The 24638-nt window shown below is 61.1% G+C and carries 25 protein-coding genes and 2 pseudogenes; 12 read left to right on the forward strand and 15 right to left on the reverse strand.

Annotated features, from left to right (window positions below; all coding sequences use genetic code 11):
• Positions 1-40: 40 nt before the first annotated feature.
• Positions 41-1243, forward strand: a complete 1203-nt coding sequence (locus AO064_RS25685; protein WP_064055022.1) for a class I SAM-dependent methyltransferase — start codon at positions 41-43, stop codon at positions 1241-1243.
• A 40-nt stretch (positions 1244-1283) separates the two neighbouring features.
• On the opposite strand, the gene AO064_RS25690 is transcribed toward AO064_RS25685, so the two are convergent.
• The 6 genes from AO064_RS25690 to AO064_RS25715 all read right to left on the reverse strand — a co-directional run bounded on the left by AO064_RS25690 (position 1284) and on the right by AO064_RS25715 (position 8365).
• Positions 1284-2183: a DMT family transporter gene (locus AO064_RS25690; protein WP_064055023.1), complete on the reverse strand. Its 900-nt coding sequence runs from the start codon at positions 2181-2183 to the stop codon at positions 1284-1286.
• A gap of 160 nt (positions 2184-2343) precedes the next feature.
• The gene (locus AO064_RS25695; RefSeq protein WP_064055024.1) at positions 2344-4908 is read right to left on the reverse strand and encodes a TonB-dependent receptor; all 2565 of its coding nucleotides are present in this window, start codon (positions 4906-4908) and stop codon (positions 2344-2346) included.
• 128 nt (positions 4909-5036) lie between these two features.
• Positions 5037-6005 (reverse strand): FecR family protein, encoded by a 969-nt coding sequence (locus AO064_RS25700; RefSeq protein ID WP_064055025.1) that lies wholly within the window; start codon positions 6003-6005, stop codon positions 5037-5039.
• Entirely contained in the window at positions 6002-6541 is a 540-nt protein-coding gene (locus AO064_RS25705) for an RNA polymerase sigma factor (RefSeq protein ID WP_012722710.1), read from the reverse strand. Before AO064_RS25705 ends, AO064_RS25700 begins: the two co-directional genes overlap by 4 nt.
• Before the next feature lie 141 nt (positions 6542-6682).
• Positions 6683-7555, reverse strand: coding sequence for a dihydrodipicolinate synthase family protein (locus tag AO064_RS25710; RefSeq protein ID WP_064055026.1), 873 nt, complete (start codon positions 7553-7555; stop codon positions 6683-6685).
• Positions 7556-7582: 27 nt separating this feature from the next.
• A complete protein-coding gene (locus AO064_RS25715; protein WP_046034501.1) occupies positions 7583-8365 on the reverse strand; it encodes an aldolase in 783 nt (260 codons plus the stop codon).
• Between the two features lie 160 nt (positions 8366-8525).
• On the opposite strand from AO064_RS25715, the gene AO064_RS25720 reads away from it, so the two are divergent.
• The gene (locus tag AO064_RS25720; RefSeq protein ID WP_064055027.1) at positions 8526-9053 is read left to right on the forward strand and encodes a helix-turn-helix domain-containing protein; all 528 of its coding nucleotides are present in this window, start codon (positions 8526-8528) and stop codon (positions 9051-9053) included.
• A gap of 64 nt (positions 9054-9117) precedes the next feature.
• Here the strand turns inward: AO064_RS25720 and AO064_RS25725 are convergent, their stop codons facing one another.
• On the reverse strand, positions 9118-10134 hold the full coding sequence (locus AO064_RS25725; protein ID WP_064055028.1) for a DUF4917 family protein: 1017 nt from the start codon (positions 10132-10134) through the stop codon (positions 9118-9120).
• Positions 10135-10259: 125 nt separating this feature from the next.
• On the opposite strand from AO064_RS25725, the gene yiaY reads away from it, so the two are divergent.
• Positions 10260-11408: an L-threonine dehydrogenase gene (gene yiaY / locus AO064_RS25730; protein WP_064055029.1), complete on the forward strand. Its 1149-nt coding sequence runs from the start codon at positions 10260-10262 to the stop codon at positions 11406-11408.
• On the opposite strand, the gene AO064_RS25735 is transcribed toward yiaY, so the two are convergent.
• Entirely contained in the window at positions 11375-12562 is a 1188-nt protein-coding gene (locus AO064_RS25735; protein ID WP_064055030.1) for an MFS transporter, read from the reverse strand. The genes yiaY and AO064_RS25735 overlap by 34 nt on opposite strands.
• 94 nt (positions 12563-12656) lie before the next feature.
• Between AO064_RS25735 and AO064_RS25740 the strand changes: the two genes are divergently transcribed.
• The 5 genes from AO064_RS25740 to AO064_RS25760 all read left to right on the forward strand — a co-directional run bounded on the left by AO064_RS25740 (position 12657) and on the right by AO064_RS25760 (position 17851).
• The gene (locus AO064_RS25740; protein ID WP_064055031.1) at positions 12657-13331 is read left to right on the forward strand and encodes an NAD(P)H-binding protein; all 675 of its coding nucleotides are present in this window, start codon (positions 12657-12659) and stop codon (positions 13329-13331) included.
• The gene (locus AO064_RS25745) at positions 13331-14239 is read left to right on the forward strand and encodes a LysR family transcriptional regulator (RefSeq protein ID WP_064055032.1); all 909 of its coding nucleotides are present in this window, start codon (positions 13331-13333) and stop codon (positions 14237-14239) included. The genes AO064_RS25740 and AO064_RS25745 overlap by 1 nt, the downstream gene beginning before the upstream one ends.
• Before the next feature lie 89 nt (positions 14240-14328).
• On the forward strand, positions 14329-15522 hold the full coding sequence (locus tag AO064_RS25750) for a CaiB/BaiF CoA transferase family protein (RefSeq protein WP_012722719.1): 1194 nt from the start codon (positions 14329-14331) through the stop codon (positions 15520-15522).
• A complete protein-coding gene (locus AO064_RS25755) occupies positions 15519-16460 on the forward strand; it encodes a hydroxymethylglutaryl-CoA lyase (RefSeq protein WP_012722720.1) in 942 nt (313 codons plus the stop codon). Before AO064_RS25750 ends, AO064_RS25755 begins: the two co-directional genes overlap by 4 nt.
• Positions 16461-16519: 59 nt before the next feature.
• Positions 16520-17851, forward strand: a complete 1332-nt coding sequence (locus AO064_RS25760) for an MFS transporter (protein ID WP_012722721.1) — start codon at positions 16520-16522, stop codon at positions 17849-17851.
• On the opposite strand, the gene AO064_RS25765 is transcribed toward AO064_RS25760, so the two are convergent.
• The gene (locus tag AO064_RS25765; protein WP_064055033.1) at positions 17852-18340 is read right to left on the reverse strand and encodes a DMT family transporter; all 489 of its coding nucleotides are present in this window, start codon (positions 18338-18340) and stop codon (positions 17852-17854) included. It abuts the gene before it with no gap.
• A 78-nt stretch (positions 18341-18418) separates the two neighbouring features.
• On the opposite strand from AO064_RS25765, the gene AO064_RS25770 reads away from it, so the two are divergent.
• The gene (locus AO064_RS25770; protein ID WP_425262150.1) at positions 18419-19327 is read left to right on the forward strand and encodes a LysR family transcriptional regulator; all 909 of its coding nucleotides are present in this window, start codon (positions 18419-18421) and stop codon (positions 19325-19327) included.
• Between the two features lie 7 nt (positions 19328-19334).
• Here AO064_RS25770 and AO064_RS31595 read toward each other — a convergent pair.
• Positions 19335-19454: pseudogene (locus AO064_RS31595) on the reverse strand (type II toxin-antitoxin system RelE/ParE family toxin); the annotation flags it as partial.
• An 87-nt stretch (positions 19455-19541) separates the two neighbouring features.
• On the opposite strand from AO064_RS31595, the pseudogene fos reads away from it, so the two are divergent.
• The 3 genes and pseudogenes from fos to AO064_RS25785 form a co-directional block, all read left to right on the forward strand.
• Positions 19542-19943: pseudogene (gene fos / locus AO064_RS25775) on the forward strand (fosfomycin resistance glutathione transferase); the annotation flags it as partial.
• Between the two features lie 64 nt (positions 19944-20007).
• Positions 20008-20649: a LysE family translocator gene (locus AO064_RS25780; RefSeq protein WP_064055035.1), complete on the forward strand. Its 642-nt coding sequence runs from the start codon at positions 20008-20010 to the stop codon at positions 20647-20649.
• Positions 20650-20768: 119 nt separating this feature from the next.
• A complete protein-coding gene (locus AO064_RS25785; protein WP_005785958.1) occupies positions 20769-21296 on the forward strand; it encodes a DUF4142 domain-containing protein in 528 nt (175 codons plus the stop codon).
• A gap of 54 nt (positions 21297-21350) precedes the next feature.
• Here the strand turns inward: AO064_RS25785 and AO064_RS25790 are convergent, their stop codons facing one another.
• The 5 genes from AO064_RS25790 to AO064_RS25815 form a co-directional block, all read right to left on the reverse strand.
• Positions 21351-21776, reverse strand: a complete 426-nt coding sequence (locus tag AO064_RS25790; RefSeq protein WP_046034509.1) for a low affinity iron permease family protein — start codon at positions 21774-21776, stop codon at positions 21351-21353.
• A gap of 115 nt (positions 21777-21891) precedes the next feature.
• A complete protein-coding gene (locus AO064_RS25795) occupies positions 21892-22392 on the reverse strand; it encodes a methylated-DNA--[protein]-cysteine S-methyltransferase (protein WP_046034510.1) in 501 nt (166 codons plus the stop codon).
• A gap of 491 nt (positions 22393-22883) precedes the next feature.
• A complete protein-coding gene (locus tag AO064_RS25805; RefSeq protein WP_064055037.1) occupies positions 22884-23294 on the reverse strand; it encodes a type II toxin-antitoxin system HicB family antitoxin in 411 nt (136 codons plus the stop codon).
• Between the two features lie 22 nt (positions 23295-23316).
• Complete coding sequence (locus tag AO064_RS25810) at positions 23317-23499, reverse strand: type II toxin-antitoxin system HicA family toxin (protein WP_012722731.1); 183 nt, start codon at positions 23497-23499, stop codon at positions 23317-23319.
• Between the two features lie 168 nt (positions 23500-23667).
• On the reverse strand, positions 23668-24561 hold the full coding sequence (locus AO064_RS25815) for a LysR family transcriptional regulator (protein ID WP_064055038.1): 894 nt from the start codon (positions 24559-24561) through the stop codon (positions 23668-23670).
• Between the last annotated feature and the right edge of the window lie 77 nt (positions 24562-24638).

Raw genomic sequence — 24638 nt, forward strand, 5'->3', positions numbered from 1 at the left:
CTAAAATGCCCGGCATTCCCTGCCCGAGGCGTTTTTGTTTATGTCTGTCACTGCTCAACCGGATCATCATGCCCAGTTCATCGAACTGCTGAGCGCAAGCCTCGCGCAGAATGCCTTTATCAAGCTGGTGCTGGCCAAATACGTCGGTGACGAGGCTGAGTTGCAGCGGTTGGTCATCAAGCCGGTAACGGTCAAGGAGCAGCGGTGCCTGTCCTTCGTCTACCGTTACAAGACCCGCGATATCACCAAGAACTTTCCTTTGGCAGACGGCGTGACGGCGATTGCCGAGCTGCTGCCCGCCCAGTTCAAGAACGCCCACCTGCTGTCGCTGACCGACGAAGCCCAGTTGGAATACAGCAAGAAGAACAAAAGCTCGCTGTTCAAAAGCAAATCGCAGCAACTGCGCGAAGCGCCCTCGGCTGAGCATAACCGCGAGAAGAATCGCTTCCTTGACCTGAGCCGGCCGTTCCTCGCCGACCTGGGTGTGACCGACGCCAAGCAGGCGCTGATCCCGTCGATGTCGCGCAAGTGGAAGCAGATCAACAAGTTCATCGAAGTGTTCAGCCATGCGCTGACCTCGTCACCGTTGAAGCTGGACCAGCCGGTGCGCGTCGCCGACTTCGGTTCGGGCAAGGGCTACCTGACGTTTGCGATTCACGACTACCTGCGCAACACCCTCAAGGCCGAGGGCGAGGTGACGGGCGTCGAGCTGCGTGAAGACATGGTCACCCTGTGCAACACCGCCGCCGCCCGCCTGGAACACCCGGGGCTGGTGTTCAAATGTGGCGATGTGCGAAGCGTGGCCCCCAGCGAGCTGGACGTGATGATCGCCCTGCATGCCTGCGACATTGCCACTGACTATGCGATCCACACCGGCATTCGCTCCGGCGCGTCGATCATCATGTGCTCGCCGTGCTGCCACAAGCAGATCCGCCTGCAGATCCAGAGCCCAGTGCTGCTCAAGCCCATGCTGCAATACGGCCTGCACCTGGGCCAGCAGGCGGAAATGGTCACCGACAGTCTGCGTGCGTTGTTCCTTGAAGCCTGTGGCTATGAGACCAAGGTGTTCGAGTTCATCTCGTTGGAGCACACCAACAAGAACAAGATGATCCTTGCCGTGAAGCGCGCCGAGCCGGTGGACAATGCTCAACTGCTGGAGAAAATCCAGGAGTTGAAGGCGTTCTACCACATCACCGAACACTGCCTGGAAACCTTGCTGCGTGCGGAGGGTTACCTGAACTGAACACCGAACCCCTGTGGAAGGGAGCAGGTCCCTCCCACAATTAGACTGTGCTGGGCTTGGTGGCTGGTGCAGGCTGCACCGCCGTCTTGCGCCCCAGCATCACCGTCACGATCACCCCGCACGCAAACACCCAGGTGATCGGCTCGATATGTTCACCAAAGAACAACGCCGAAAACGCGATGGTGAAGAAGATCTGCAACAGCTGGATCTGGCTGACCCGCGCGATGCCGCCCATGGCCAACCCGGCGTACCAGGCAAAGAACCCAAGGAACTGCGAGAACAACGAGACATAGCCAAACGCCCACCACGCGCGCATCGACACCGCGCCTTGATGCTGCGCCGCCAGGTACCACACCGGGCCGATCAACACCGGTGTCGACAGCACCAGCGCCCAACAGATCACCTGCCAGCCGCCCATCTCCTTGGCCAACCGGCCACCTTCGGCATACCCCAGGCCACCGACAGCGATCGCACCCAGCATCAGCAGGTCACTGGCTTGGATACTGCCGGCCCCGGTGATCAGCGCATAACTCAACACCAACGCACTGCCCAGCGCGGCACAGGCCCAGAAGGCTTTTGATGGCCGCTCGTGGGACAGCCACGCCGCGTACAGTGCCACGCACAGCGGTTGCAGGCCGTTGACCAGCGCGCCGTGGGACGCCGGCAAGGTTTGCATGGCCCAGGCCGACAGCACCGGAAAGCCGAGAATGACGCCGGCGATCACCAGGCACAGCCCGCGCACCTGGCGCCAGGTGGGCCAGCGCTCGCGGCGCCACAGCAACAGCGCCGCCGCCGGAATCGCCGCGAACAACGCACGGCCCAGGCCGTTGAGCAACGGGTGGATTTCCTGCACCACGATGCGGGTGAAGGGCAGGGTCAGGCTGAAGATGATGACGCCCAGCAGGCCGAGGGCCATGCCGGTGTTTTCGCGCGAGCTCATGGGAGGGATCCGAAATCCAGAGGGCTTCAAGGGAAGCCCATCTAGCCACATCCCCCGCAGAGTGCGGGCCTACAGCTGGGTACGGATTTATCCGTACAGTTGAACACCGCGTCGCCTGCATCGCGGGCAAGCCCGACTCCCACATTGACCGTGCCGGTCTTCAGAAGAAGCGGGTGATGCTGATCTTGGCGTTGCGGCCTTGGCTGTACACACCGGCGCCGCTGAGTGCCGGCCGGTAGTTGCGGTTGAACAGGTTGTCGACGGTGAAGTTGATCTCGGTACCTTTAAGTCCTGCCTGCTGCGGTTTCCAGTTGGCGAACAGGCCTTGGGTGTCATAGCTGGCGTTCTCGTAATGGTCGTAAACGTCGTCGCCCACTGTCGAGTTGATGCCGCGCGCGTAGATATCGCTGGGCACGCGATCGGTCTTGCGCACGAACTGACCCTGCCAGCCAACCTGTGCGTCCCAGCTCGGAATCTTGGTGCCCAGCACCACGACCCATTTGGCCGGCGGAATATCCCGGGCCCACACGTGAAGGTTGGTGGCCCACGGATTGGTGTAGGGATTGTCGCGTTTGCCTGTAGCCCAGGAGTAAGTCAGGGAGCCGAATACATATGTCGAGTCGTAGTAGCTTTCCAGCTCCACCCCTTTGATGGTCATGCCGCCAATGTTGCGATAGTTGGTCTTGGACGCCATGTCGGTGCACACGGCGCCGACTGAGCCGACCACGGTCATTTGCCGCTCACAGCCGATACCGGTGTTCTTGAAAATCTCGTCCTCGATGCGGTTGTGGAACAGCGTGGTGCGCAACTGCAAGTTGTCGCCGCGAGTGAATACGTCGGAAAAGTGAGTGACGTTACCGGCAGTCATCGCGGTGATGCGCTCCGGGTCGAGGTTCTGGCTGGTAGCGGTGCGTGTGCTGTTGGCGCCCTGGAGCTCATACAGTTCGTCGATCACCGGCGCGCGCCATGTGCGGTTCCAACTGGCGAACAGCGCCACATCCGGGGTGACATTCCAGAACGCCGCCAGGCGCGGCGACCAGCCGGTGTAGGTGCGGTCGCTGTAGTCGTGCCCGTAAATCGGGTTCGGGTTGCTGTAGTACGGCGCGTCGTTGGCTTCACCCCGGTTGCGCACATGGTCATAGCGCAGCGAGGGCGTGATGGTCACGTCGCCGATTGTCACGGCGTCCTGGAGATAAAACGCGTTGGTGTCGACTTTGCCGCGTGGCATGAAGTACGGCTGGAAATGCCCGTAGTTGTACTGGGCGGTGTTGTACGGCGCGACGGGCATCCAGCTGTCGGTTTCGCGCTTGTGCTTGTGCAATTGCACGCCGGTCGTCACCGCGTGTTCCAGCGGGCCGGTGGTGAACAGGCTGATGTTGCGCAGCTCAAGGATGCGGTCGGTGTAGGACGTATCCATCTTGCGTCCACCGCTGGTCAGGCTGATGACCGCGTTCGCGGCGCGCTCGTCGGTCTGGTCCGTATTGGATTCCGAGTAGCTTAGCTTCAAGTCGACGAGCGGGTTATCCAGCGGCTGGTATTGGTATTTGCCTGACCAGGTGGTGTCCACGGTCTCGCGGTTCGCCAGAAAGCGTTTCACGGCGTTTTCATAGCCATACAGATTGATGGCCGCTTGCGTCGGCGGTGAGGGGTAGGATTTGGCCGAAAACGGTGTCATCCGTTCGCTCAGGGCGCGCGAGTAAGACAACCCCATGCTGTGCTCATCGGTGAAGTGCGCGTTGAATTTGAACAATTTACCCTCCACATCCTGCGAGCTGTTGGGCAGGCGCTTGGGGTTGATCGGGTAACTATTGCGAGGGTCGGGCGGTGTGGCGGCGAGTTTGAGGTCGTCGCCATCGCGCTTGGTCAGGTACACCAGGCCATCCATGCGCCCGTCCTCGGTGCGGCCATAGACGGCGCCGCTGTAGACCTGCTCGTGGGTGTTGCTGGAGTAGGTGTATTTGGTCATCGCACCGACATTACGCCCATCCTTGAGCAGGTCTGCGGCATCTTTGGTGGTCATGTTCACCGTGCCGCCGAAACCGCCATTACCGGTGAACGGTGAGTAGGGGCCTTTCTCCACCTCAATGCTTTTGATCAATTCGGGCTCGATGAACACCGTGCCTTGCTGGTAGCGCTCGAAGCCGCTCTTGGCCGCACCGTCCACGGTCATCGGCACGTCTTCGGCCTCGGCCATGCCGCGAATGTTGATGGTCTGTCCGCCGGGCTTGGGCGAGCCGCCCATGAACACGCCGGGCAGGGTCTGCAACAGCGAAGGAATGTTATCGGGCTGGTAGCGGTCGATATCCGCCTGGCTCAGGGTGGAGCGGCCGACGGTGCTGGAGTCGACCTCGTTACCGGTGCCGATCACGCTCAGGGCATCCAGCTGGATCGCGCCGCTCTGGGTGGTTTTCGCCTCTTCGGGCCGTACCACGTAGGTGCTGCCGATCTTGATCAGGGTGAACTCGCCGTTTTTCAGCAGGGTACGAATCGCCACTTCCGGCGTGAAATCACCGTTGAGCGCCGGCGCTTGCACGTTCTTGAGCAGCGCTTCATCGAACAGCAGCTGGATCTGTGCCTGCTGCGCCACTTGGCTCAGGGACGTGGCCAGCGCCTGGGCGGGTAGTTGGAATGTCTCGGCCTGGGCACTGAGGCTGAACGCCAGGCAGGTGGCGATGAGGGTCGGTCGAAGAAGCAGAAGCGAAGCGTGGCAAGGCGCGCGAAACATGAAATCCCCCGGTGCGGCCAAATGGCCAAAAAGATGTGCGTATCAGGTGCAGACCGGAGGAAGACGGGGCAGGTGAAAAAATCCACACCTGCGAATGCAAAATATTCTCAAGTACGTGTCTTTAGGGATTATTTGCTCGGTTCGATGCGTACGATGCCATCGGCCGACGCCACGGTTTTTACCGGTAGCAGCGCGGGCAGGGCATTGAGCAGGGCGTCGGGGTCGTTTACATCCAGATTGCCCGACACCTTCAGGTGCGCCACGGCGTTACTCACCTGCAGCGGTGCCTGGGGGCGATACAGGCTCAACTCATCGATCAGGCTAGCCAGTTCGCGGTTGCGAAACGACAAGTGCCCGCTGCGCCAGTCAGCGACTTCCTCTGCGGGGAGGGTTTGCTGTTGCAACGTGCCTTTGGCGTAGCTGTAGAGGGCGCGTTGCTGTGCACCCAGCAGGCTGACGGGGCTTTTCGCGTCAGGCGCGAAGGCGACCTGGCCATGGGCGACGCTGACCACCAGTTGCTGCTGGCTGCGCCGCACATCGAAGCCGGTGCCCACCACGCGCACATTGGCTTCGCCCGCCTGCACGAAGAGTGGCCGTTCCTTATCGGCGGCCACGTCGATGTACACCTGGCCCTTTTCCAGGTGCACGATGCGCTGGTACGCCGTGAAATCCACCCGCACGCGGGTATTGGCATTCACATACAAGGTGCTGCCATCGGGCAGTTCCAGCGTGCGCATGCCTTTGGCGTGGCCCGCGACGTGAGTGTGATACAGCTCGCGGGGCGCGCCGATAGGGGTGGCCAACACCGCGCACAGCAAGGCGGCGGCCACGGCCACGGCGGGGCGCCAGACCGACGGTTTGCGCTTGCCCAGCGCCACCGGTTTGTTCAGTTGCTGCAACTGGGCCAGGTCTGCCCACAGCTGCTCGAATTCGGCATAGGCGCGGGCATGGGCGGGCTCGGCTTGCCAGGCGGCGAAGGCTTTGCGGTCGGCACGCCCCGTGTCATTGCGGTTGCGGGCAAACCAGCTGGCGGCTTGGGCATCGATGGAGTCGCTCGCTTCGATGTCCAGGGCGTCGGTGTCGCTCAGGCGGTTCATTCTGGCTGCTCCGTGCCGGGTTCGGGTTGAAGGCGTCGCTTGCAGTGCAGCAGGGCAAACGCGATGTGCTTTTCCACCATGCTGGTCGAAATGCCCATGCGCTCGGCGATCTGCGTTTGGCTCAGGCCTTCGAAGCGGTGCAGCATAAGGGCTTCTCGCCTGCGGGGCGAGAGTTCGGCGAGGACTTCTTTCAACTGTTCCAGGCGTTGCAAGCGTTGCGCGGCGACCATGGGCTCGTTTTGCTCGTCGGTGGCAGGCTCCACGTCCCTGTCGGCCTGATCGTGATGGGCGGTCTGCCGTACCTTCTGTTTGCGCCAGTGATCACGCAGCAGGTTGCGCGCCATCTGGAACAGGAACGCCCGTGGCTGCTCGACCTTGGCCCGGTCGCGGTAGTCCAGCCACTGAGTAAAGACATCCTGGGTCATGTCCGCCGCGTCGCTGGCGTTGTCCGTGCGTTTGCGCAGGAAATACAGGATGTCTGTATAAAACCCTCGAAAGGCATCGGCCGACAACGGGTCGGGCTTGGGACGAGACATGGATATCCTTCTTGACGAAGCACGACGTGGAAAAGTCGCGGATTCTATCGAGAATCATTATCATTTGTCTCTATTTATAGGATGTGCTCGATTTAAAATGTGGAAGGGGGGGCTTGCTCCCTCCCACATTGGCTCGCGGCTTTAGCGCAGCAAGGTTTTCAGCTGTTCGACTCCGGCCTCGCCCAATGGGAACACCGGCAAACGTGGGTCACCCACCTCCAACCCGGTCAAGCGCAGCCCGGCCTTGATCGTCGCTGGCAACCCGCCCTTGAGGATGAACTCCAGCAAGGGCAACTGCGCATAAAACAGTTCGCGCGCCTTGCCCAGGTCATTGGCCAACACTGCCGCATACAAATCCAGATTCATCTGCGGGATCAGGTTCGGCGCGGCCGTGCACCAGCCCTTGGCACCTGCTGCGAAGGCCTCCAGCGCCAGCGGGTTGCAACCGTTGTAGAACGGTACATCGCTCTGGCGATGCAATTGGTGCATGCGCTGAATATCCCCGGTGCTTTCCTTGACCATGCTCACGTTGGCGACCTGCTTGACGATGCGCAGGATCAAGTCCACCGACATGTCGGTGCCACTGGTGGCCGGGTTGTTGTAGAGCATGATCGGCACGCCAATGCTGTCGCCAATCGCGGCGTAGTGGGCGAGGATTTCCGCTTCGCTGAGTTTCCAGTACGACGCCGGCAGCACCATCACCACATCGGCGCCATTGGCTTCGGCGTAGCGGGCGCGACGCACGGCTTTGGCGGTGGTCAGGTCCGAGACGCTGACGATGGTCGGTACGCGCCGAGCGATTTTCGCCAGGCTGTAGGCGCTGACTTCATCCCACTCGGCGTCGCTCAAATAGGCACCCTCGCCGGTGCTGCCCAAGGGGGCGATAGCGTGTACGCCGCTGGCGATCAGGCGATCGATGGAACGGCCCAGGGCGTTGAGGTCAATGTGCTGGCCGTCGGCGCTGAACGGCGTGATGGTGTAGCCGATGATGCCGTGAAGGGTGGGGCTGGACATGGACGGTCTCCGGGTAAAAAAAGGCAATCAGTTCAGGCAATCGGCGTGTTGGCGCAGGTTCTGCCGGGCGTAGTAATTGAATGCGGCGCCATGGCGCTTGGGCCGGGAGATCCAGTCATGGGCCTCGCGCCCCAGCTCCGGCAGGATCGGCTTGATGGTGCCGGCCGCCATCGCCAGCAACTGCAACTTGGCTGCGCGCTCGATCAATTGCGCGATCACGCAGGCTTCCTCGATGCTCGTCCCGGTGGACAACTGGCCGTGGTGCGAGAGCAGGATCGCGCGCTTGTCACCCAGTGCCGTGGTGATGATTTCGCCTTCTTCATTGCCCACCGGTACACCCGGCCAGGCCTCCAGAAATGCGCAGTCTTCATAGAGCGGGCAGAGGTCCATGTGCGACACCTGCAGCGGTACTTCCAGCATCGACAGCGCGGCGATGTGTGTGGGGTGCGTGTGGATGATGCACTTCACATCCGGCCGGCCACGGTACACCCAACTGTGGAAACGGTTGGCCGGGTTGGGGATGCCATGGCCCTCCAGGACTTCAAGGTCTTCATTCACCAACAGCAGGTTGCTGGCGGTGATCTCATCAAACCCCAAACCCAGTGGCTGAGTGTAATAGGTGCCCGGTTGCGGCCCGCGCGCGGTGATCTGCCCGGCCAAGCCGGAGTCGTGGCCGTTCTCGAACAGGATGCGACACGTCAGCGCCAGCTTTTGCCGGTCGGTCCACGTATTATCCGCGAGGGTGTTTTGCATCTGGATCAGCGCTTGCTTGACCAGCTGGTCTTTCGGGAGTGCTAATGTCTTGGCCATATCGGTGTCCTTTGGGGGGTTCAATGGACGTCTTGGTTTGCTGTCTCCCGCTGCTCGCAAGGTCGTTGGGTGAACGCAGATGACACTAAAGATGCTATATGACACATTGTGTCATTGGCAAGCACAGCTCATCGCTTACTGCATGGATTAATCGCAGCGCATGTCTATCCGTTTGAAATTATTGAGAAAAAAACTTGGCGTGACCTTGGAAACGCTGGCTGAAAAGTCCGGCATGACCAAGAGCTACCTGTCCAAGGTAGAGCGCGGGCTCAACACGCCGTCGATTGCCGCCGCGTTGAAACTGGCCAAGGCGTTGAACGTGAAGGTCGAAGAGCTGTTCAGCGAAGACAGCGTGAGCCTCGACAGCTACAGCCTGGTGCGCAGCCATGAGCGTCCGGACACCTCACCGGGTTACGCCGTGCTGGCCCATCAGGTCAGCGAGCGCAGCCTGCTGCCGTTTATCATCTACCCGCCGGCGGAGTTCACCGACAAGACCTTCAAGGAGCACGTGGGGGAAGAGTTTCTGTTCGTGCATGAAGGCCAGGTGGAGGTGGATTTCATGAGCGAACGGGTGATCCTCGAGCGTGGCGACGCGCTGCACTTCAATGCGCAGAAGCCTCATCGGTTGCGCTCGGTGGGGCCGGTGCAGGCGCAGTTGCTGGTCGTGGTGCACAGTACCGAAGACTGACCACGATGCCGGGTTGAAATGCAGTCCAATGTGGGAGCGAGCAAGCCCGCTCCCACACTGTTGATCAGCGTTCGACGGGGACTGACAGTGCTGGATTGCCCAATGGATGCGTCCGCCCCGCAAAAAATTTCAGCTCCACCCCAGAGCCATCAAACAACTCCGAATACCGCCGCTTCTGCTGTCGAATAAACCCGTCACTGCGCCCCGACACCGAGATCGCCAGCGTCGTCACGTTGGCCTGGCGAATCGCGTCCACCAGATGCTTGTCCTGCGCCCCCAAATCATGGCCGAAGACGCACAGCGCACCTTCATGACTCAGCAACTGCTCATAACAGAACGACAGGTAATCCGAACTGCGGATGGTCTTGAGCTTCTCTTCCACCTTGCCCTCGCTGACAAACAGCGGCACGTCATCCAGGGTCTTGAGGGTGTTATTGATCGCAAAACTACTGAGCAAGGTACTGTCGGTGGTCGGCAATTTGCGCGCGGTGCCATCCAGGTTGCGCACCAGGTGCAGGCCCCCGTGCAAGTACAAAATGCGCGTGGTGTCGGTACGGGTATTGCGCAGATCGAAGCTGGCGTCGGCGCTGCGGAATAAGTCGTCGATGCCGGGGGCATGCAGGATCGCCCAGTAGTTCAGCAGGTCGTAATTGGTGGTAAACACCGTGGGGTAGTTCGCCAGCTCGCTGTTGATCGTCGCCAGCGTCGACGGTTGCACCAGGCGCCATGGGATATGCACGGTGTGGATAGTGTTGATCAACGCTTCCTTGATCGCGTAGTAGCGATTGCGCGGTGCTGCCGAGCTGACTGCTAAAGCCTTGTTGACCCGGCTGGTGGTCTTCAACGCGCCCAGGGCCTGCTCGAAACTGCGGGTCTGCAGGGCGTCGAACACGCTGAGTTCGGATTGGCTCAGGGGTTTCTCTTCGACGGTGCGGGCGTTTTCGAACAGCGAGTCGTAGGCGAAGTCTTCCCAAATCGTGCGGCTTGCGCCGTTGCCGATCAGAATCCCGCTGAAGTCGAGGGTCGCGCGCAGTGCGCTCCAGTCTTCAAGGTGGGCGTCAATATCCTGGAAATCCTTCATTGCGGCGGGTCTACTCGAAATCGGCTGGACGGTGACTTTATCACGGGTTGGCGTTGATCCTGATCAAGATGCCGCAGGCAAGTGAGGTGGATGCTGTAGGCATAAACGTCATCCGAGGATTCGCCATGAGCAGCACCTTCTTCATCCCCGCCGTTAACATCATGGGCACCGACTGCCTCGACGAAGCCATGATCGCCATCCGCAACTATGGCTTTCGCAAAGCGTTGATCGTCACCGACGCGGGCCTGGCCAAGGCCGGTGTGGCCAGCATGATCGCCGAGAAACTGGCGATGCAGGACATCGACTCGGTGATCTATGACGGCGCCAAGCCCAACCCCAATGTGGACAACGTCGAAAAAGGCCTGGCGTTGTTGCAACAGAGCGAGTGCGATTTTGTGGTCTCCCTGGGCGGCGGCTCGCCCCATGACTGCGCCAAGGGCATCGCCCTGTGCGCTACCAACGGCGGGCATATCGGCGACTACGAAGGCGTCGACCTGTCCAGCAAGCCACAGCTGCCACTGGTGGCCATCAACACCACCGCCGGCACCGCCAGTGAGATGACCCGCTTCTGCATCATCACCGACGAAACCCGCCACGTGAAAATGGCCATCGTCGACCGCAACGTCACGCCGTTGCTGTCGGTCAACGACCCAAGCTTGATGGTCGGCATGCCCAAGGGCCTCACCGCCGCCACCGGCATGGATGCACTGACCCATGCCATCGAAGCCTACGTGTCCACCGCCGCCACACCGATCACCGACGCCTGCGCCATCAAGGCCATTGAACTGATCAGCGCCAACCTGCGCCTCGCGGTACGCGACGGCAGCGACAAGGTCGCGCGGGAAAACATGGCGTATGCGCAGTTCCTTGCCGGCATGGCCTTCAACAATGCGTCGCTGGGTTTCGTGCACGCCATGGCCCACCAGTTGGGCGGTTTCTACGACCTGCCGCACGGCGTGTGCAACGCGGTGTTGCTGCCCCATGTGCAAAGCTTCAACGCCAGCGTCAGCGCCAAACGCCTGAGCGACGTGGGCCTTGCGTTGGGTGCCGACATCAAGGGCGTCACCGACGAAGAGGGCGCCCAAGCCGCCATCGCCGCCATTCGCAGCCTGGCCCATGACGTTGAAATTCCCGCCGGATTGCGGGAGCTGGGCGCCAAGTTGCAGGACATTCCCTTGCTGGCGACCAATGCGCTCAAAGATGCGTGTGGCCTGACCAACCCACGGCGGGCGGATCAGCGTCAGATCGAGGAGATCTTTCGCAGCGCGTTTTGATCCGACCGGCAGCGGGCGACGCACATTGATGCGGCGCCTGCCAACGCCACACATAAAGCTGCTAACGGCCACGCCTGCGGACTCACCAGCAGGCTCGCCATGCCGCCGATCAATGCGGCCATCAACTGATGCATAAAGCCGCTCAAGGCCATGGCATAGGAGCCGTTCACCGGCGATTCATCGTTGGCCACGGATAAACTGATCGGGTAACTCATCGACTGCCCCAGCACGGCCACGCAATACGGTAGCCACAGCAGGATGGCGAGCCCGCCAGCAAACACACTGCCCAGCAGCATCACGGCCGTCCCCGTCAGCACCAGGGCCACGCCCCAGCCCATCATCTTCAGCCGCCCCGTGCGAGCCACGAAGCGGTTGACCATCAATGCCCCCGCCAGATACGCCGCGCTGATTGGCCAACCCAGCCAGCCATATTGCGCCGCGCTCCACTCGAAACGCCCTTGCAGAATCAACGGTGCGCAGGTGTTGAAGGCGATGATCACCCCATAACCCAGGCCACCGGCCAAGGCTGCATGCAGAAACGGCGGATGCCGCACGATCGTGGCGTAAATGCGCCAGGCGGATGCACAAGCGTCGGCTTTCACCCGTGCCGGGAACATCACTCGCTGCAACACCAGCATCAACATGACCGCGCCAATCGCCAACCCGTAGAAGATCGCCTCCCAGCCGAAGATCACCTGCAACAACGACCCAACGAATTGACCGATGCCCAAAGCGATCACGAACGTCATGCCCAGCCACGACAACCCTTTTGCCAGCAATGCACCGCTGAAGCTGTCACGCACCAACACCCGCGCCATCACCGAAACACCGCCCGCGCCCAACCCTTGAATCAGCCGCAATGACAGGAAGGCTTCAACGTTGAATGCCGAGGGGATCGCCGCACTCGCCAACGCGTACACGGCAAGCGCCGCCAACAGCACAGGCTTACGCCCAAAACGCTCGCCCAGGCTGCCCCACAGCAACATCGGCAACGCCATGCCGACCAGGTAGATCGCCAGGGCTAGCGCGACGTGGTCTTCAGCCGCCGAGAGGGCGCGGGCGATGGCGGGGACGGCGGGCAGGTAGCTGCTGATGCCGACTTGGGCGAGGAAGGCGGCGCAGCAGGCCAGGGCGAGGGTGGTGGTATTGTTCAAGGGCAGGCTTTTCCTTTTTCAGCGGTAAACTACAAGCTGATAGTGTGTTTGTCTCTAACGTGCGGCTAATCGTTTGTAACCAAGGAACCAACCCATGAGAGTTCTGTTATTCGGCGCCACCGGCATGGTCGGCCAGGGTGTCCTGCGCGAGTGCCTGTTGGCCGCTGACGTTCAGGAAGTCGTCGCCGTCGGCCGCACGGCCTTGACCCAGGAGCACGGCAAGCTGCACCAGGTGTTGCACGGTGACATGCTGGATTTCCAGCCCCTGGAGAACCTGTTGCAAGGGTTTGATGCGTGCTTCTTCTGCCTCGGTGTCTCATCGGCGGGGATGAATGAAACCAAATACATCCACCTCACCTATGACCTGACACTGGTCGCCGCCAGCACGCTGGCGCGGCTCAATCCGCAGATGACCTTTATCTACGTGTCCGGCGCCGGGACCGACAGTTCCGAGGCGGGCAAGTCGATGTGGGCGCGGGTCAAGGGCAAGACCGAGAACGCCTTGCTGCGCCTGCCGTTCAAGGCGGTGTATCTGTTTCGGCCGGGGGTGATCCAGCCGTTGCATGGCGTGCGGTCGAAGACGCCGTTGTACCAGTCGTTCTATTCCGTGCTCGGGCCGTTGCTGTCGTTGGCGCGTCGGCTGAAACCGGGTTGGGTGGTGAGTACCGAGACGGTGGGGCGGGCCATGTTGCAGGCGGCCAGTCATGGCGCGCCGCAGCCGGTGGTGGAACAGGCCGAGATCAATCGGCTGGCCAGCGAGCGTCGCTGATGCTGCACAAGAGCCTGGTACGTCGGCTGGACCTGATCACATTGCAGCTGTTCGTTGCGGTGTTTGAGGAAGGCACGCTGACCCGTGCCGCCAACCGTGAAGCCATTGCCGTGTCGGCTGCCAGCAAGCGCTTAATGGAGTTGGAGCAGGTGCTGGGCGTCAGTCTGTTCGTGCGGCGTGCCAATGGCATGGACTTGACGGCGGCTGGCGAAACCCTGTTGCACCATGCGCGACAGATGCTGTTCAACGTCGAGAAGATGGGCCTGGAACTGGGCGAGCATAGTCACGGCGTGCGCGGTTATGTGCGGATGCTGGCCAATCTGTCGGCGATCATTCAGTTCCTTCCGGAAGACCTACGGGGCTTTTCTGAATCGCACCCCGAAGTGAAAACCGACCTCGAAGAGCGTCCCAGCAATGGTGTTGTGCAAGGCGTGCTGGATGGCGTGGCGGACCTGGGGATCTGCTCCAGCGACACCGACACCAAAGGCCTGCCCAGCGTGACTTATCGCCACGACAAACTGGTGGTGTTGATGCCGAAGGATCATTCGTTGGCCGCCCGCGAAAGCCTGGCCTTCGCCGAAACCCTCGACAGCGATTACGTCGGCCTGCACGCCGCCAGTTCCATCAATATGCGCACCCACGCCGCTGCGCGCGAAGCGGGCAAGATGCTGCGCCTGCGCATTCATGTGCCCGGGTTTGATGCGATGTGCCGGATGGTCCAGGCGAATATGGGCATCGGTGTCCTGCCGCAGAAGGCCTATGAGTTGTTCGGCCGCGCACTGGGTTTGCATGCCGTGCCGCTGACGGATGACTGGTCGGATCGCAGCCTGATTCTGGTGGTGCGCGACGAGGCGCAGTTGTCACCCGTGAGCCGGTTACTGTTCGATTATTTGAGTGTTCGCGTTTAGCGAACGCTCCTTGCCAACTGACGGTTGGATTTCTCCTGCGCCGCCCCTCTAGTCTTGGCAGCACATTCCAAAAACAAGAGGTACACCCCATGACGGCTCCCCTGAGCGGTATCAAGGTGATCGAGATCGGCACCCTGATTGCCGCGCCGTTCGCCGCCCGGCTGATGGCCGAGTTTGGCGCCGAGGTGATCAAGATCGAAGCCATGGGGCAGGGCGACCCACTTCGCAAATGGCGAAAGCTGCACGAAGGCACGTCACTGTGGTGGTACCTGCAATCGCGTAACAAGAAGTCCTTGGCGCTGGACCTCAAGTCGCCGGAAGGCCTGGACCTGATCAAGCAATTGCTCGGTGACGCCGACGTACTGATCGAAAACCTGCGCCCCGGCGGCCTGGAAAAACTCGGCCTCGGCTGGGACGTGTTGCACGCCCTCAACCCCAAGCTGACGCTGGTGCGCATCTCGGGCTACGGTCAGACCGGCCCGTATCGCGACCGCCCCGGCTTCGGTGCCATCGGCGAGGCGATGGGCGGCATCCGCTACACCACCGGCAACCCGGACTCGCCGCCGGCGCGGGTCGGCGTGAGCCTGGGGGATTCCCTGGCGTCGCTGCACGGCGTGATCGGCGCACTGATGTCGCTGCTGCGGGTCAAGACGGGGCAGGGCGACGGGCAGATTGTCGATGTGTCGTTGGCCGAAAGCGTGTTCAACCTGATGGAAAGCCTGGTGCCGGAATACGACATGCTCGGCCATGTGCGTGAACGCAGCGGCGGCGCCTTGCCTGGCATTGCGCCCTCCAATACCTACCTGACGGCCGACGGCGCCTATGTGGTGATCGCCGGCAACAGCGACCCGATCTACAAGCGCCTGATGACCACCATTGGTCGCGCCGACCTGGCCGAAGCCCCCGAGTTTGCCCATAACGATGGCCGCGCCGCCAAGAGCGGGTTGCTCGACGCTGCGATTACGCACTGGACCAGCAGCCTGCCCATCGAGCAGGTGCTTAGCGCCCTGGAAGCGGCTGAAGTGCCCGCCGGGCGTATCTACTCCGTGGCCGATATCGTCAGCGACCCGCACTACCAGGCGCGTGACATGTTGCTCAATGCCGAGCTGCCGGGCGGTGTGTCGGTGAAGATGCCCGGCATCGTGCCCAAACTCTCGGAAACCCCCGGCGGCGTGAACTGGCAGGGTCCGTCCCTGGGGCAACACACCGACGAAATTCTCGGCAGCCTGGGCCTGGCCGGCGCGGATATCCAACGCCTGAAAACCTCGGGAGTGGTGCAATGATCACAGACTATTCAGACCCGTTGATCGTGCAGGAAGTGTCCCCGCGCGATGGCCTGCAAATCGAGCCGACCTGGGTCGAAACGCAGGACAAGATCGCGTTGATCGACCAGCTTTCCCTGGCCGGTTTCTCGCGGATCGAAGCAGGCTCGTTCGTCTCGCCCAAGGCCATCCCGGCATTGCGCGATGGCGAGCAAGTGTTCCAGGGCATCGAGCGCAAGCCGGGTGTGATCTATGTGGCGCTGATCCCCAACCTCAAGGGCGCCCAGCGTGCCATCGAGTCCCGCGCCGATGAGTTGAACCTGGTGATGTCCGCCAGCCAGACCCACAACCTGGCCAATATGCGCATGCGCTGCGAGGCGTCGTTGGCGGCGTTTGGCGATATCACACGCTTTGCCGCCGACCACCCGGTAAGGCTCAACGGCAGTATCGCCACCACCTTCGGTTGCCCGTTCGAGGGCAAGATCGATGAAGACCGCGTGCTGCAGATTGTCGAGGCGTACCAAGCGCTTGGAATCACCGGCATCAGCCTGGCCGACACCACCGGCATGGCCAACCCGCGACAGGTCGAGCGCCTGGTCAAGCGCGTGTTGCAGCGCGTGTCCGCCCGCGATCTGACCCTGCATTTCCACAACACTCGTGGCCTGGGTCTGTGCAACGTGCTGGCGGCTTATGAGGCCGGCGCCCGTCGTTTTGACGCAGCGCTCGGTGGGTTGGGCGGTTGCCCGTTTGCGCCGGGGGCGTCGGGCAACATCTGCACTGAAGATTTGGTCAACCTGTGCGAGGAGGTCGGGATTTACACCGGTATCGACCTGCCGCACCTGCTGCACATGTCCCGTCGCTTGCCGGCCCTGTTGGGCCACGAACTGCCCGGCCAGGTGGCCAAGGCCGGACGTAATTGCGACCTGCATGCCCCCCCGGCCTACATCGCCGCGCTGTAACACAGCACCAGACAACAAAAACAATCGGGCGCCAATGAGCAGCCCGCTGGAGAGAAAGCATGAGCACTAATACGTTGGAGGCCGGCGTGCGCCCGGCCGCTGAAATCGATGCCGAAAAAGCCCTGGTCAGCAAGGTCGCCTGGCGCCTGATGCCGCTGATCATGGTGTGCTACCTGTTCGCGTTTTTTGACCGTATCAATATCAGCTTCGCCAAGTTCCAGCTGCAGGCGGACCTGAGCCTGAGCGACACCGCCTATGGCTTGGGCGCGGGGTTGTTCGTGGTGGGTTATGTGATCTTCGAAGTGCCGAGCAACATGATGCTGTACAAGGTCGGTGCCCGGCGCTGGATTGCGCGCATCATGATGTCGTGGGGCCTGGCGACGGCGGCGATGGTGTTTGTCACCGCCGAATGGCAGTTCTATGGCCTGCGCTTCATCATCGGTGCGATGGAGGCGGGTTTTGCGCCCGGCGTGCTGTACTACCTGACGTTGTGGTTCCCGCAGCACTTCCGGGGGCGTATCACCTCGATGCTGTTCCTGGCGTCGGCATTTGCGGGCCTGGTGGGCGCGCCGTTCTCCGGCCTGGTGCTGGAGCACCTCGACGGCGTCTTCCAGATGCGCGGCTGGCATTGGCTGTTCCTGCTCGGTGGCTTGCCGTGCATCGGCCTCGGGTTTCTGGTGCTGACATTGCTGAAGGACCGTATCGAAGACGCCCATTGGCTGACGCCGGCGGAGAAGGCCTTGCTGGCCAGCCGTATCGCCAAGCATGAGCCGAACCCGCATGGAGGCTCGCTGCTGTCGGCGATCCGCATCCCTGGGTTCCTGATGCTTGGGTTTATCTACTTCCTGATTCAGGTGGCGTCCTACGGCCTCAACTTCTGGGCCCCGCAACTGATCCGCAGCGCCGGCACCCAGAGCCCGGTGATGATCGGACTGCTCACGGCGATTCCTTATGTGTGCGGTGCCATCAGTATGGTGGTGATCGGGCGACTGTCGGATGCCACCGGCGAGCGGCGCAAGTTCGTCTGCGGCCTGGTCGTGCTGGGGGCGGTGGGCTTCTTCTGTGCGGGCATTTTTGCTGACCACACCACCTTCCTGATCATTGCCCTGGGCATGTTGGGCGCGGGCATCATCGCCTCGATCCCGACCTTCTGGACCCTGCCTCCCAAGTTGCTGGCCGGTGCCGGGGCAGGCGCGGCGGGCGGTATTGCGGTGATCAACACCCTCGGGCAGTTCGGTGGCATCGTCAGCCCGGTGATGGTAGGGCGGATCAAGGACCTGACCGGCAGCACCACCCCGGCGCTCTATGTGATCGGCGTATGTGCGCTGTTGGCCGCGGCGCTGTTGTTGTGGGGCCTGCCACAAAAGCTGCGCACCCTCGATAAGGGCTGATCAGCCAGCGGTCGCCAAGGCGCGGGCGGGCGTGGCGCTGAACTGAATCAACGCTACGCCCCCGATCAACAACAACGCGCCAAGAATCCGGGGCGTTGTCAGTTGACGCTCCACCAGGCCGAACAGGCCAAAATGATCAAGTGCCAGCGAGGCCAGAATCTGCCCGGCCATGGCCAAGGCGATAAAGCCCGACGCGCCGAGTTTGGGCAGCAGTATCAACGCCAGGGAAATAAAGCACACGCCAAACGCGCCGCCCGCCCACATCCACAGCGGCGCCTTGCTGATAAACGCCAGGCTTGGCAACGGCAAGCGCAGCGCCATCATCACCGGCAGCAACACGAGGATGCTCACCAGCAATGACGCCAGCGTGGCCCACAGCGGGTGACCCAGCCCGCGCCCGAGGTTGGCGTTGATCGCACTCTGGAACGGCACCACCGCTCCGGCGACGACCGCCAGTGCCAATAATCCCAACCAATGCAACGTGGTCATTTTTGAATCTCCCAAAGGTTTTGCTGGACTCTAGGCTATTCGTCACGCAAATTTAAATTCCAAGTTCTTATGCCGAGCATGCAGCTGATGAATGATCTGCGCCGCATCGACCTCAACTTGCTGGTGATTCTTGACGCCTTGCTCAGCGAGCAACAGGTCACCCGCGCCGCCGAGCGTTTGCACCTCAGTCAACCGGCGGTCAGTCATGCGCTGGCGCGCTTGCGTGATCTGCTCGGTGATCCGCTGCTGGTGCGTCAGGGCGGCAGGCTGGTGCCAACCGCTCGCGCGCTGGAGCTGGCCACGCCACTGGCTGAAGCCCTGGCCCAGGTACAGGCCTTGCTGGCGCCCAATCGCTTCGACCCGGCGTCGGCCAAACGCCGGTTTCGTCTGGCGATGTCTGACTACAGTGCGGCGATTTTCCTACCTGACCTGGTGCGTACGTTGCGCCGTGAAGCGCCGGGTATCGACCTGCAGATTATCCAGGCCAGCCGTGAAGGCATGGTGGAGGGCGTGCTCAATGGCGACCTCGACCTGGCTGCCGGTGTTTTCCCCGACATGCCTGCCGAATTGCGTACTACGCCGTTGTTCGAAGAGCACTACACCTGCCTGGTAGACCGCAACAGCCTTCCGGCGAGCGGCACACTGGATCTACCCACCTACCTGTCACGTCCCCATGTATTGCTGGAAATGCGCGGCAGTGGCACGCCGGAAATCGAACGGGCGCTGACGGCGATTCGTCAGCGTCGGCACGTGGCGATCAGCCTGCCGCACTGGGGTGTGGCGCCGCAGCTGATTCAAGGCACCGACCTGATTCTTACCGTGTCGTCGCGTGGCTTGCTGAATATTGATCACGCGCACTTGCTGGCCGTACCGCCGCCGTTTCATATTCCGTCTTTTGCGTTTGAGCTGGCATGGCACGCAAGGCGGGGCGGGGATGCGGGTTTGCAGTGGTTGATTGGGCGGGTGCAGGGGGGCTTATGTGATTGAACATCCGCTACGAGGATGCGGGTGGCTGGCGCCGCGTATGGAAAATCCGCATGACTTGTAATCGTCTCTCTCGGATACGTTACGGAACGATGTAGGGCCATCGAGGCATAACCCTCTTGCGTGTTCCAAGTGCAACATACTACATCGTCACCGCCACCATGATTTGCCCCGTTCGTGAGGGCGCGCGCGTTCTGAACGTGAAAAGGATATTTCCATGCTTTGCGGCTTCAACCACCTGACCCTGGCTGTCACCGACTTGGACCGCAGCGTCCGCTTCTATCATGAGTTGCTGCAACTTCAGCTGGATGCCACATGGGACACCGGCGCGTACCTCTCGCTGCCGGGTCTATGGCTGTGTCTGTCACTCGATCCACTGCGCGACGCCAAGCCAGCGGCCGATTACACCCATTATGCGTTTACCGTCGCGGCGGCTGATTTCACCGCGTTGGTCGCACGCCTGCGAGCAGGTGATGTGCAGGAGTGGCGTGACAACCGCAGCGAAGGGGCGTCGTTCTATTTTCTCGATCCTGATGGCCACAAACTCGAAGCTCATGTCGGTGACCTGGCCTCGCGGCTGCAAGCGTGTCGCACCAAGCCCTATGCCGGAATGAAGTTTTACCCGAAGCCTTGGAACGTGCAGAATCCCAGCACCTCTATAACGCTCTGTCTGAGTCGCGCCCATGACCCCATCCTTGCTGCTCGCCGTCCTTGCTTCAGGTTTTATCTACGGTATTACGCCTGGCCCCGGCTTGTTGGCTGTGTTCGGCATCGGCGCCGCCCGTGGCCGGCGTGCGGGTGCAGGGTTCCTGTGCGGGCATTTGCTGGGGGATGTGGTGTGGTGCTCGACGGCATTGATCGCCATCGTTGGCGCGCGGGAAGTGGGCAGCAGTGCGTTTGATGTGCTCGGCGTGCTCAGCGGCTTGTACCTGTTCTGGCTCGGCTGGCGTGCGATTCGCACTCAGCGTCGCAGCGGCGATACACCTCAGGGCGCGGCACGGCATCCGTTCTGGCATGGCATTTTGTTCGGCCTGACCAACCCCAAGGCATACCCGGTGGCTGTGGCGACGTTTACGGCGTTGCTGTCCAGCCGTGCCGAGTTGCTGACCTGGTCGATGCTGCCTTCGCTGATCTTCCTGAGCTTCATCGGCGGCGTGCTGGCCTACGCGATCCTGATCGGCGTGGTCGGCGCCCAGCGGGTGCGCACGGTGTATCAGCGGCACGAAATCCTCATCACCCGGCTCTGCGGTGTGATGTTCATCGGTTTCGCCGTCAATGCCTTGGCGCACGCGTTGCCAGGCCTGTTCGGCAGCAAACCCACCTGAACTGAGGACGACCGTTCGTCGCACTGGCGAGTTTTTTCTAAACCTTTGCCGCGCATAAAATTCGAATCCAGGGCGGGGTGTGTTCCCCCGCACTTATTTTTACCCTGGAGGAACCCATCATGAGCCGCATGGCTATCCGGTTACGCACCGCCAGTTTCGCGATGCTGCTGGGCCTCGGCGCCAGCAATGCTTTCGCCCAGTCACCTGCTGAATTCATCGAGCAGGCTTCGGCCAAAGGGATGGCTGATATCGAAACCAGTCGCATGGCCCACGCCAAAACCTCGTCCCAGGAAATCAAGGACTACACCATCGAGGTGATCAACGAGCGCACCCTGGCCAACCAGCATTTGGCAGCCATTGCCAAGAAGCTCGACCTGCCGGTGGCGCCGCGCGAGAAGATCGTCGATAAAGCCGAAACCCTGATGCCCGAACTCAAGGACGGCGACTCCTTTGACGCCGCCTACACAGCGCAACAGGTGAAGGAAAACGAAGACGCTATCGCCCTGTTCAAAAAGGAAGGTGCAGCGTCGGATGTGCCGGAAATAAAGGCCCTGGTGGATGAGACGTTGCCTAAGTTGGAGGAGCGTCTGCAGAAAGCCCGCGCATTGGCCTCGACTTACGGCAAGGGTCATCAAGGCGACGGTTGAGTCTGTCACCTGAACTGAAAAACGGCGGTTGGAGCTTCTCCAACCGCCGTTTTTTCATGCCTGGTTCAAATCGGTTTTGATCGGCGCCGCATCGTCGACGTGCTCGCCGCAACTGCTGTTGAGACTGACGTTGCCCGTCGCGCCGATGCTGCGGTATTCCTTGCGCAGTTTCTCCAGTTCTTTACGGTCCAGCCCATCCAGGCTCAACACCGCATTCTGCGCATCCTTGGAAACGCGCAGCAGTTCATCGATCTTGATATGCAGAATGTCGTTGTCGCGGTTCTGCGTGTTCTGGATCAGGAACACCATCAGGAAAGTGATGATGGTGGTTGAGGTGTTGATGATCAGCTGCCAGGTGTCGTTGTAGTGGAAATATGGCCCGCTCAGGCTCCACGCCAGTATCAACGCCATCGCCGCGTAGAACGTACGCGGGCTGCCTGCCCAACGGGACAGGGACTGGGAGACTGCAGAGAATTTCATGACCGCTTTTCCTTTGGAAGGGGGGTGATGAAAGAGTGGACCGCAGCGCGTCTTTGAAATTTCTTTTTACATTTTGCGTGATGAGCAACGTGGAATGTTTTTGTCGTCGGCGACCTTAAAAAGCCAATTGCGCCTGGCCGGTGCCTTCCAGTGCCAGCAAATACTGCTTGGCTTGTAACCCTCCGGCGAACCCGGTCAGCCCGCCTGATGCACCGATCACCCGATGGCACGGCGCGATGATCGAAATCGGGTTACGTCCATTGGCGGCACCTACCGCACGTACGGCTTTCGGCTTGCCGATCTGCTGCGCGATCTGGCTGTAGCTGCGGGTTTCGCCGAACGGAATCGTTAGCAGCGCCTGCCAGACCTGCTTCTGAAAGTCGGTGCCCGAGAAATCCAACTCCAGCTCGAATTGGTGGCGGGTACCGGCGAAATATTCCTTCAGCTGGCGCTCGGTTTCCAGCAGCACCGGGCTGTCATTGGCCTCGCGCAATTCACCCAGGCGCACACGGTTGGCGCGCTCGTTTTCCCACAGGATGGCGCCGAGTCTGCCGTTGCGCGCCACCAGGGTGAGTTGGCCAACGGGGGAGGGCATGAGCGTGTATTCGTATGGCATGGGCGTAATCCGTGACTCTGTATGGCGCCAGTATCCGTCTTGCGTGCCTTGGGGAAAACTCGTTTCTTGCGATGTAATTCTACGCGGGCTAAAAACGCCAGTGAATCCAGTTGCCTGACCCATAGACCCAGGAAACCAGGAAGACAAACCAGATTACTGAGGGCGTTGACAGTGCGACCGCTGAGCCTAGGTTGAGTAGAGCAATGATGGCCGCGCCGATTGTCAGGCCTCGGCTGGCATGTTGCCTTGCGTACCATGCACCGTAGAAGGACCCGGCAACGGCCGCTATCGATGCAACGCGTCCCAGGCCAAAAGGGATCGGCGTCAGTGGAAGCAGTAGCGGGATTATCAGCACTAACCCCACGACTTTTTTAAGAACCTGCCTCGACGTTTTTTGTCCACACGGGAGCATTCTGCTGTGTCCTGTGGCTGGGTAAGGTGCTTGCGATGCTGATAGGCGAGCGATGAAGCCTCTGTAGGGATTGGCTTAATCAATGTTCCTGCTGAAGCACTTTCAGCGCCGCTGACGCCAGAAACCCCGAACGGCTTTTTTCTTCCGGGTGGTGCAGCACATAGTCGTCGATGCGGTTCAGCAGATAGCAGGGTAACGTGATGTTGAGCTTCTGCGCCTTGCCCAGGTATTTGGTGACATCAATGTCCACTACGGCCCAGGTGCAGCCTGCGTATTGAGGGTTGGCGGCATGTAAAGTGACCTTTTGCGCACTGGGAATCGGTGCACCGTCTTCGGCGAGGATCTCGAAGTGGCCTTCAATGGCTTCGCGGGCCATGGCCATGGCGTCGTCCAGGTCGTCGCCGGCGGAGTAACAGCCGGGAATATCCGGTACCTCTACGCCCCAGGCGTGATCGTTGTCGCCGGTTGAAATCGCAATCGGGTAAAGCATGTTTGTTGTCCTCCACGGACGATTAACTCAGCAGCGCCTGTTTCAAAATGCTCTTGGCTGTTTTGTCCAACAGGTCCTTCTTCGGATGGGGAATCGTCACCAGCCCCGGCTTTGTCGGGTGCTTGAAGTGGTGGTGACTGCCTCTTATGCGCGCCAGGTACCAACCGTCCGCAACGATGTGGCCTATCAAATATCGGCTATCCACAACACCTCCTTGTGGTGTGTGTTGGTGGTGACTATAACCACTGATTTGGAATTATCAATACTCTACCTACCAGCGGTCGATGACCGGCATTCTGGTAGGCGGTAAAGGGAGTGTATGAGCGCCTCAGAATGGCGCCGGAGATAGGTATTGCGGGGTTTTGCTAAGGCGTTACCGAGTATGTAGCGTCTGTGCAATGACGGCGAGAAACGCATCCACCAGCACACTTTTTGTTTCAGTTCGGGTCAGTGCCAGCAACTTTGCACACGCATCCCCCTCCACCAGCGGCCTGTACGTCACGCCTTTATTCATCAGACTCTGCGTGCACGCCGGTACCAATGCCACACCTTGACCGGCCGCCACCAGTGCAATGATCGATGTGATCTGCCGCCCGGTCGGGCCAGGGCGCATGGGTTGGCCGTGGTGTCGGTAAAGCTCTTCGATGGACCGGTTGAGCCCCGATCCATAATCCGCTGGAAACAGAATCAACGGGTAGGCACTGAGCTGCGCCAGGTTGACGCTCGGCTGACTGGCCAGCGGACTGCCACTGGACACGGCGGCCACCAAGCGTTCTTCGCCCAAGGACAGCGCTTGCACCTCTTCGCTCTGTGGTAACAGGCGACTCAGCCCGATATCCAGCCGACCGTCCGCGACCTGCGCGCCCAGGTTGCCCGAGGCACACTCCACCAGGGTCAACTGCACATCGGGAAACCGCAGGGCAAACGCCTGGATCGCCTGGCTGAACAGATCCGACAGGGCGATCGAGCTGACATACCCCAGCGCCAACTGCCCGGCAGTGCCCGCCGCCAGCTTGCCGGCGATCACTTGCGCCAATTCCACCTGCTCCAGCACGCCGCGTGCGTAGGGCAGGAATGAACGACCTTGAGCGGTGAGGGTGACGGTGCGGCTGGTGCGATCAAACAGCTTGAAGCCCAGCTCGGTCTCCAGCGCCGAAATCTGCCGCGTCAGCGGCGGCTGCGCCAGGTGCAGCCGAATGGCCGCGCGACCGAAGTGCAGTTCTTCGGCGACGGTCAGAAAGTAACGCAGCTTGCGTAGGTCGAGCATCCTGGTCCTTGGGTATTGATCGGTCCGAAATCGGTATTGGTTCAGGACCCACCGGCCATTCTATAAAGACCTCACAA

It is taken from the genome of Pseudomonas marginalis (assembly GCF_001645105.1).
GTDB classification, from domain to species: Bacteria; Pseudomonadota; Gammaproteobacteria; order Pseudomonadales; family Pseudomonadaceae; genus Aquipseudomonas; species Aquipseudomonas petroselini.

What these genes read in the sequence shown, in the direction of transcription:
- AO064_RS25685 (WP_064055022.1), top strand. Translation starts at nt 41, where the DNA reads ATGTCTGTCACTGCTCAACCGGATCATCATGCCCAGTTCATCGAACTG.
- AO064_RS25690 (WP_064055023.1), bottom strand. Translation starts at nt 2,183, where the DNA reads ATGAGCTCGCGCGAAAACACCGGCATGGCCCTCGGCCTGCTGGGCGTC.
- AO064_RS25695 (WP_064055024.1), bottom strand. Translation starts at nt 4,908, where the DNA reads ATGTTTCGCGCGCCTTGCCACGCTTCGCTTCTGCTTCTTCGACCGACC.
- AO064_RS25700 (WP_064055025.1), bottom strand. Translation starts at nt 6,005, where the DNA reads ATGAACCGCCTGAGCGACACCGACGCCCTGGACATCGAAGCGAGCGAC.
- AO064_RS25705 (WP_012722710.1), bottom strand. Translation starts at nt 6,541, where the DNA reads ATGTCTCGTCCCAAGCCCGACCCGTTGTCGGCCGATGCCTTTCGAGGG.
- AO064_RS25710 (WP_064055026.1), bottom strand. Translation starts at nt 7,555, where the DNA reads ATGTCCAGCCCCACCCTTCACGGCATCATCGGCTACACCATCACGCCG.
- AO064_RS25715 (WP_046034501.1), bottom strand. Translation starts at nt 8,365, where the DNA reads ATGGCCAAGACATTAGCACTCCCGAAAGACCAGCTGGTCAAGCAAGCG.
- AO064_RS25720 (WP_064055027.1), top strand. Translation starts at nt 8,526, where the DNA reads ATGTCTATCCGTTTGAAATTATTGAGAAAAAAACTTGGCGTGACCTTG.
- AO064_RS25725 (WP_064055028.1), bottom strand. Translation starts at nt 10,134, where the DNA reads ATGAAGGATTTCCAGGATATTGACGCCCACCTTGAAGACTGGAGCGCA.
- yiaY (WP_064055029.1), top strand. Translation starts at nt 10,260, where the DNA reads ATGAGCAGCACCTTCTTCATCCCCGCCGTTAACATCATGGGCACCGAC.
- AO064_RS25740 (WP_064055031.1), top strand. Translation starts at nt 12,657, where the DNA reads ATGAGAGTTCTGTTATTCGGCGCCACCGGCATGGTCGGCCAGGGTGTC.
- AO064_RS25745 (WP_064055032.1), top strand. Translation starts at nt 13,331, where the DNA reads ATGCTGCACAAGAGCCTGGTACGTCGGCTGGACCTGATCACATTGCAG.
- AO064_RS25750 (WP_012722719.1), top strand. Translation starts at nt 14,329, where the DNA reads ATGACGGCTCCCCTGAGCGGTATCAAGGTGATCGAGATCGGCACCCTG.
- AO064_RS25755 (WP_012722720.1), top strand. Translation starts at nt 15,519, where the DNA reads ATGATCACAGACTATTCAGACCCGTTGATCGTGCAGGAAGTGTCCCCG.
- AO064_RS25760 (WP_012722721.1), top strand. Translation starts at nt 16,520, where the DNA reads ATGAGCACTAATACGTTGGAGGCCGGCGTGCGCCCGGCCGCTGAAATC.
- AO064_RS25765 (WP_064055033.1), bottom strand. Translation starts at nt 18,340, where the DNA reads ATGACCACGTTGCATTGGTTGGGATTATTGGCACTGGCGGTCGTCGCC.
- AO064_RS25770 (WP_425262150.1), top strand. Translation starts at nt 18,419, where the DNA reads ATGCAGCTGATGAATGATCTGCGCCGCATCGACCTCAACTTGCTGGTG.
- AO064_RS25780 (WP_064055035.1), top strand. Translation starts at nt 20,008, where the DNA reads ATGACCCCATCCTTGCTGCTCGCCGTCCTTGCTTCAGGTTTTATCTAC.
- AO064_RS25785 (WP_005785958.1), top strand. Translation starts at nt 20,769, where the DNA reads ATGAGCCGCATGGCTATCCGGTTACGCACCGCCAGTTTCGCGATGCTG.
- AO064_RS25790 (WP_046034509.1), bottom strand. Translation starts at nt 21,776, where the DNA reads ATGAAATTCTCTGCAGTCTCCCAGTCCCTGTCCCGTTGGGCAGGCAGC.
- AO064_RS25795 (WP_046034510.1), bottom strand. Translation starts at nt 22,392, where the DNA reads ATGCCATACGAATACACGCTCATGCCCTCCCCCGTTGGCCAACTCACC.
- AO064_RS25805 (WP_064055037.1), bottom strand. Translation starts at nt 23,294, where the DNA reads ATGCTTTACCCGATTGCGATTTCAACCGGCGACAACGATCACGCCTGG.
- AO064_RS25815 (WP_064055038.1), bottom strand. Translation starts at nt 24,561, where the DNA reads ATGCTCGACCTACGCAAGCTGCGTTACTTTCTGACCGTCGCCGAAGAA.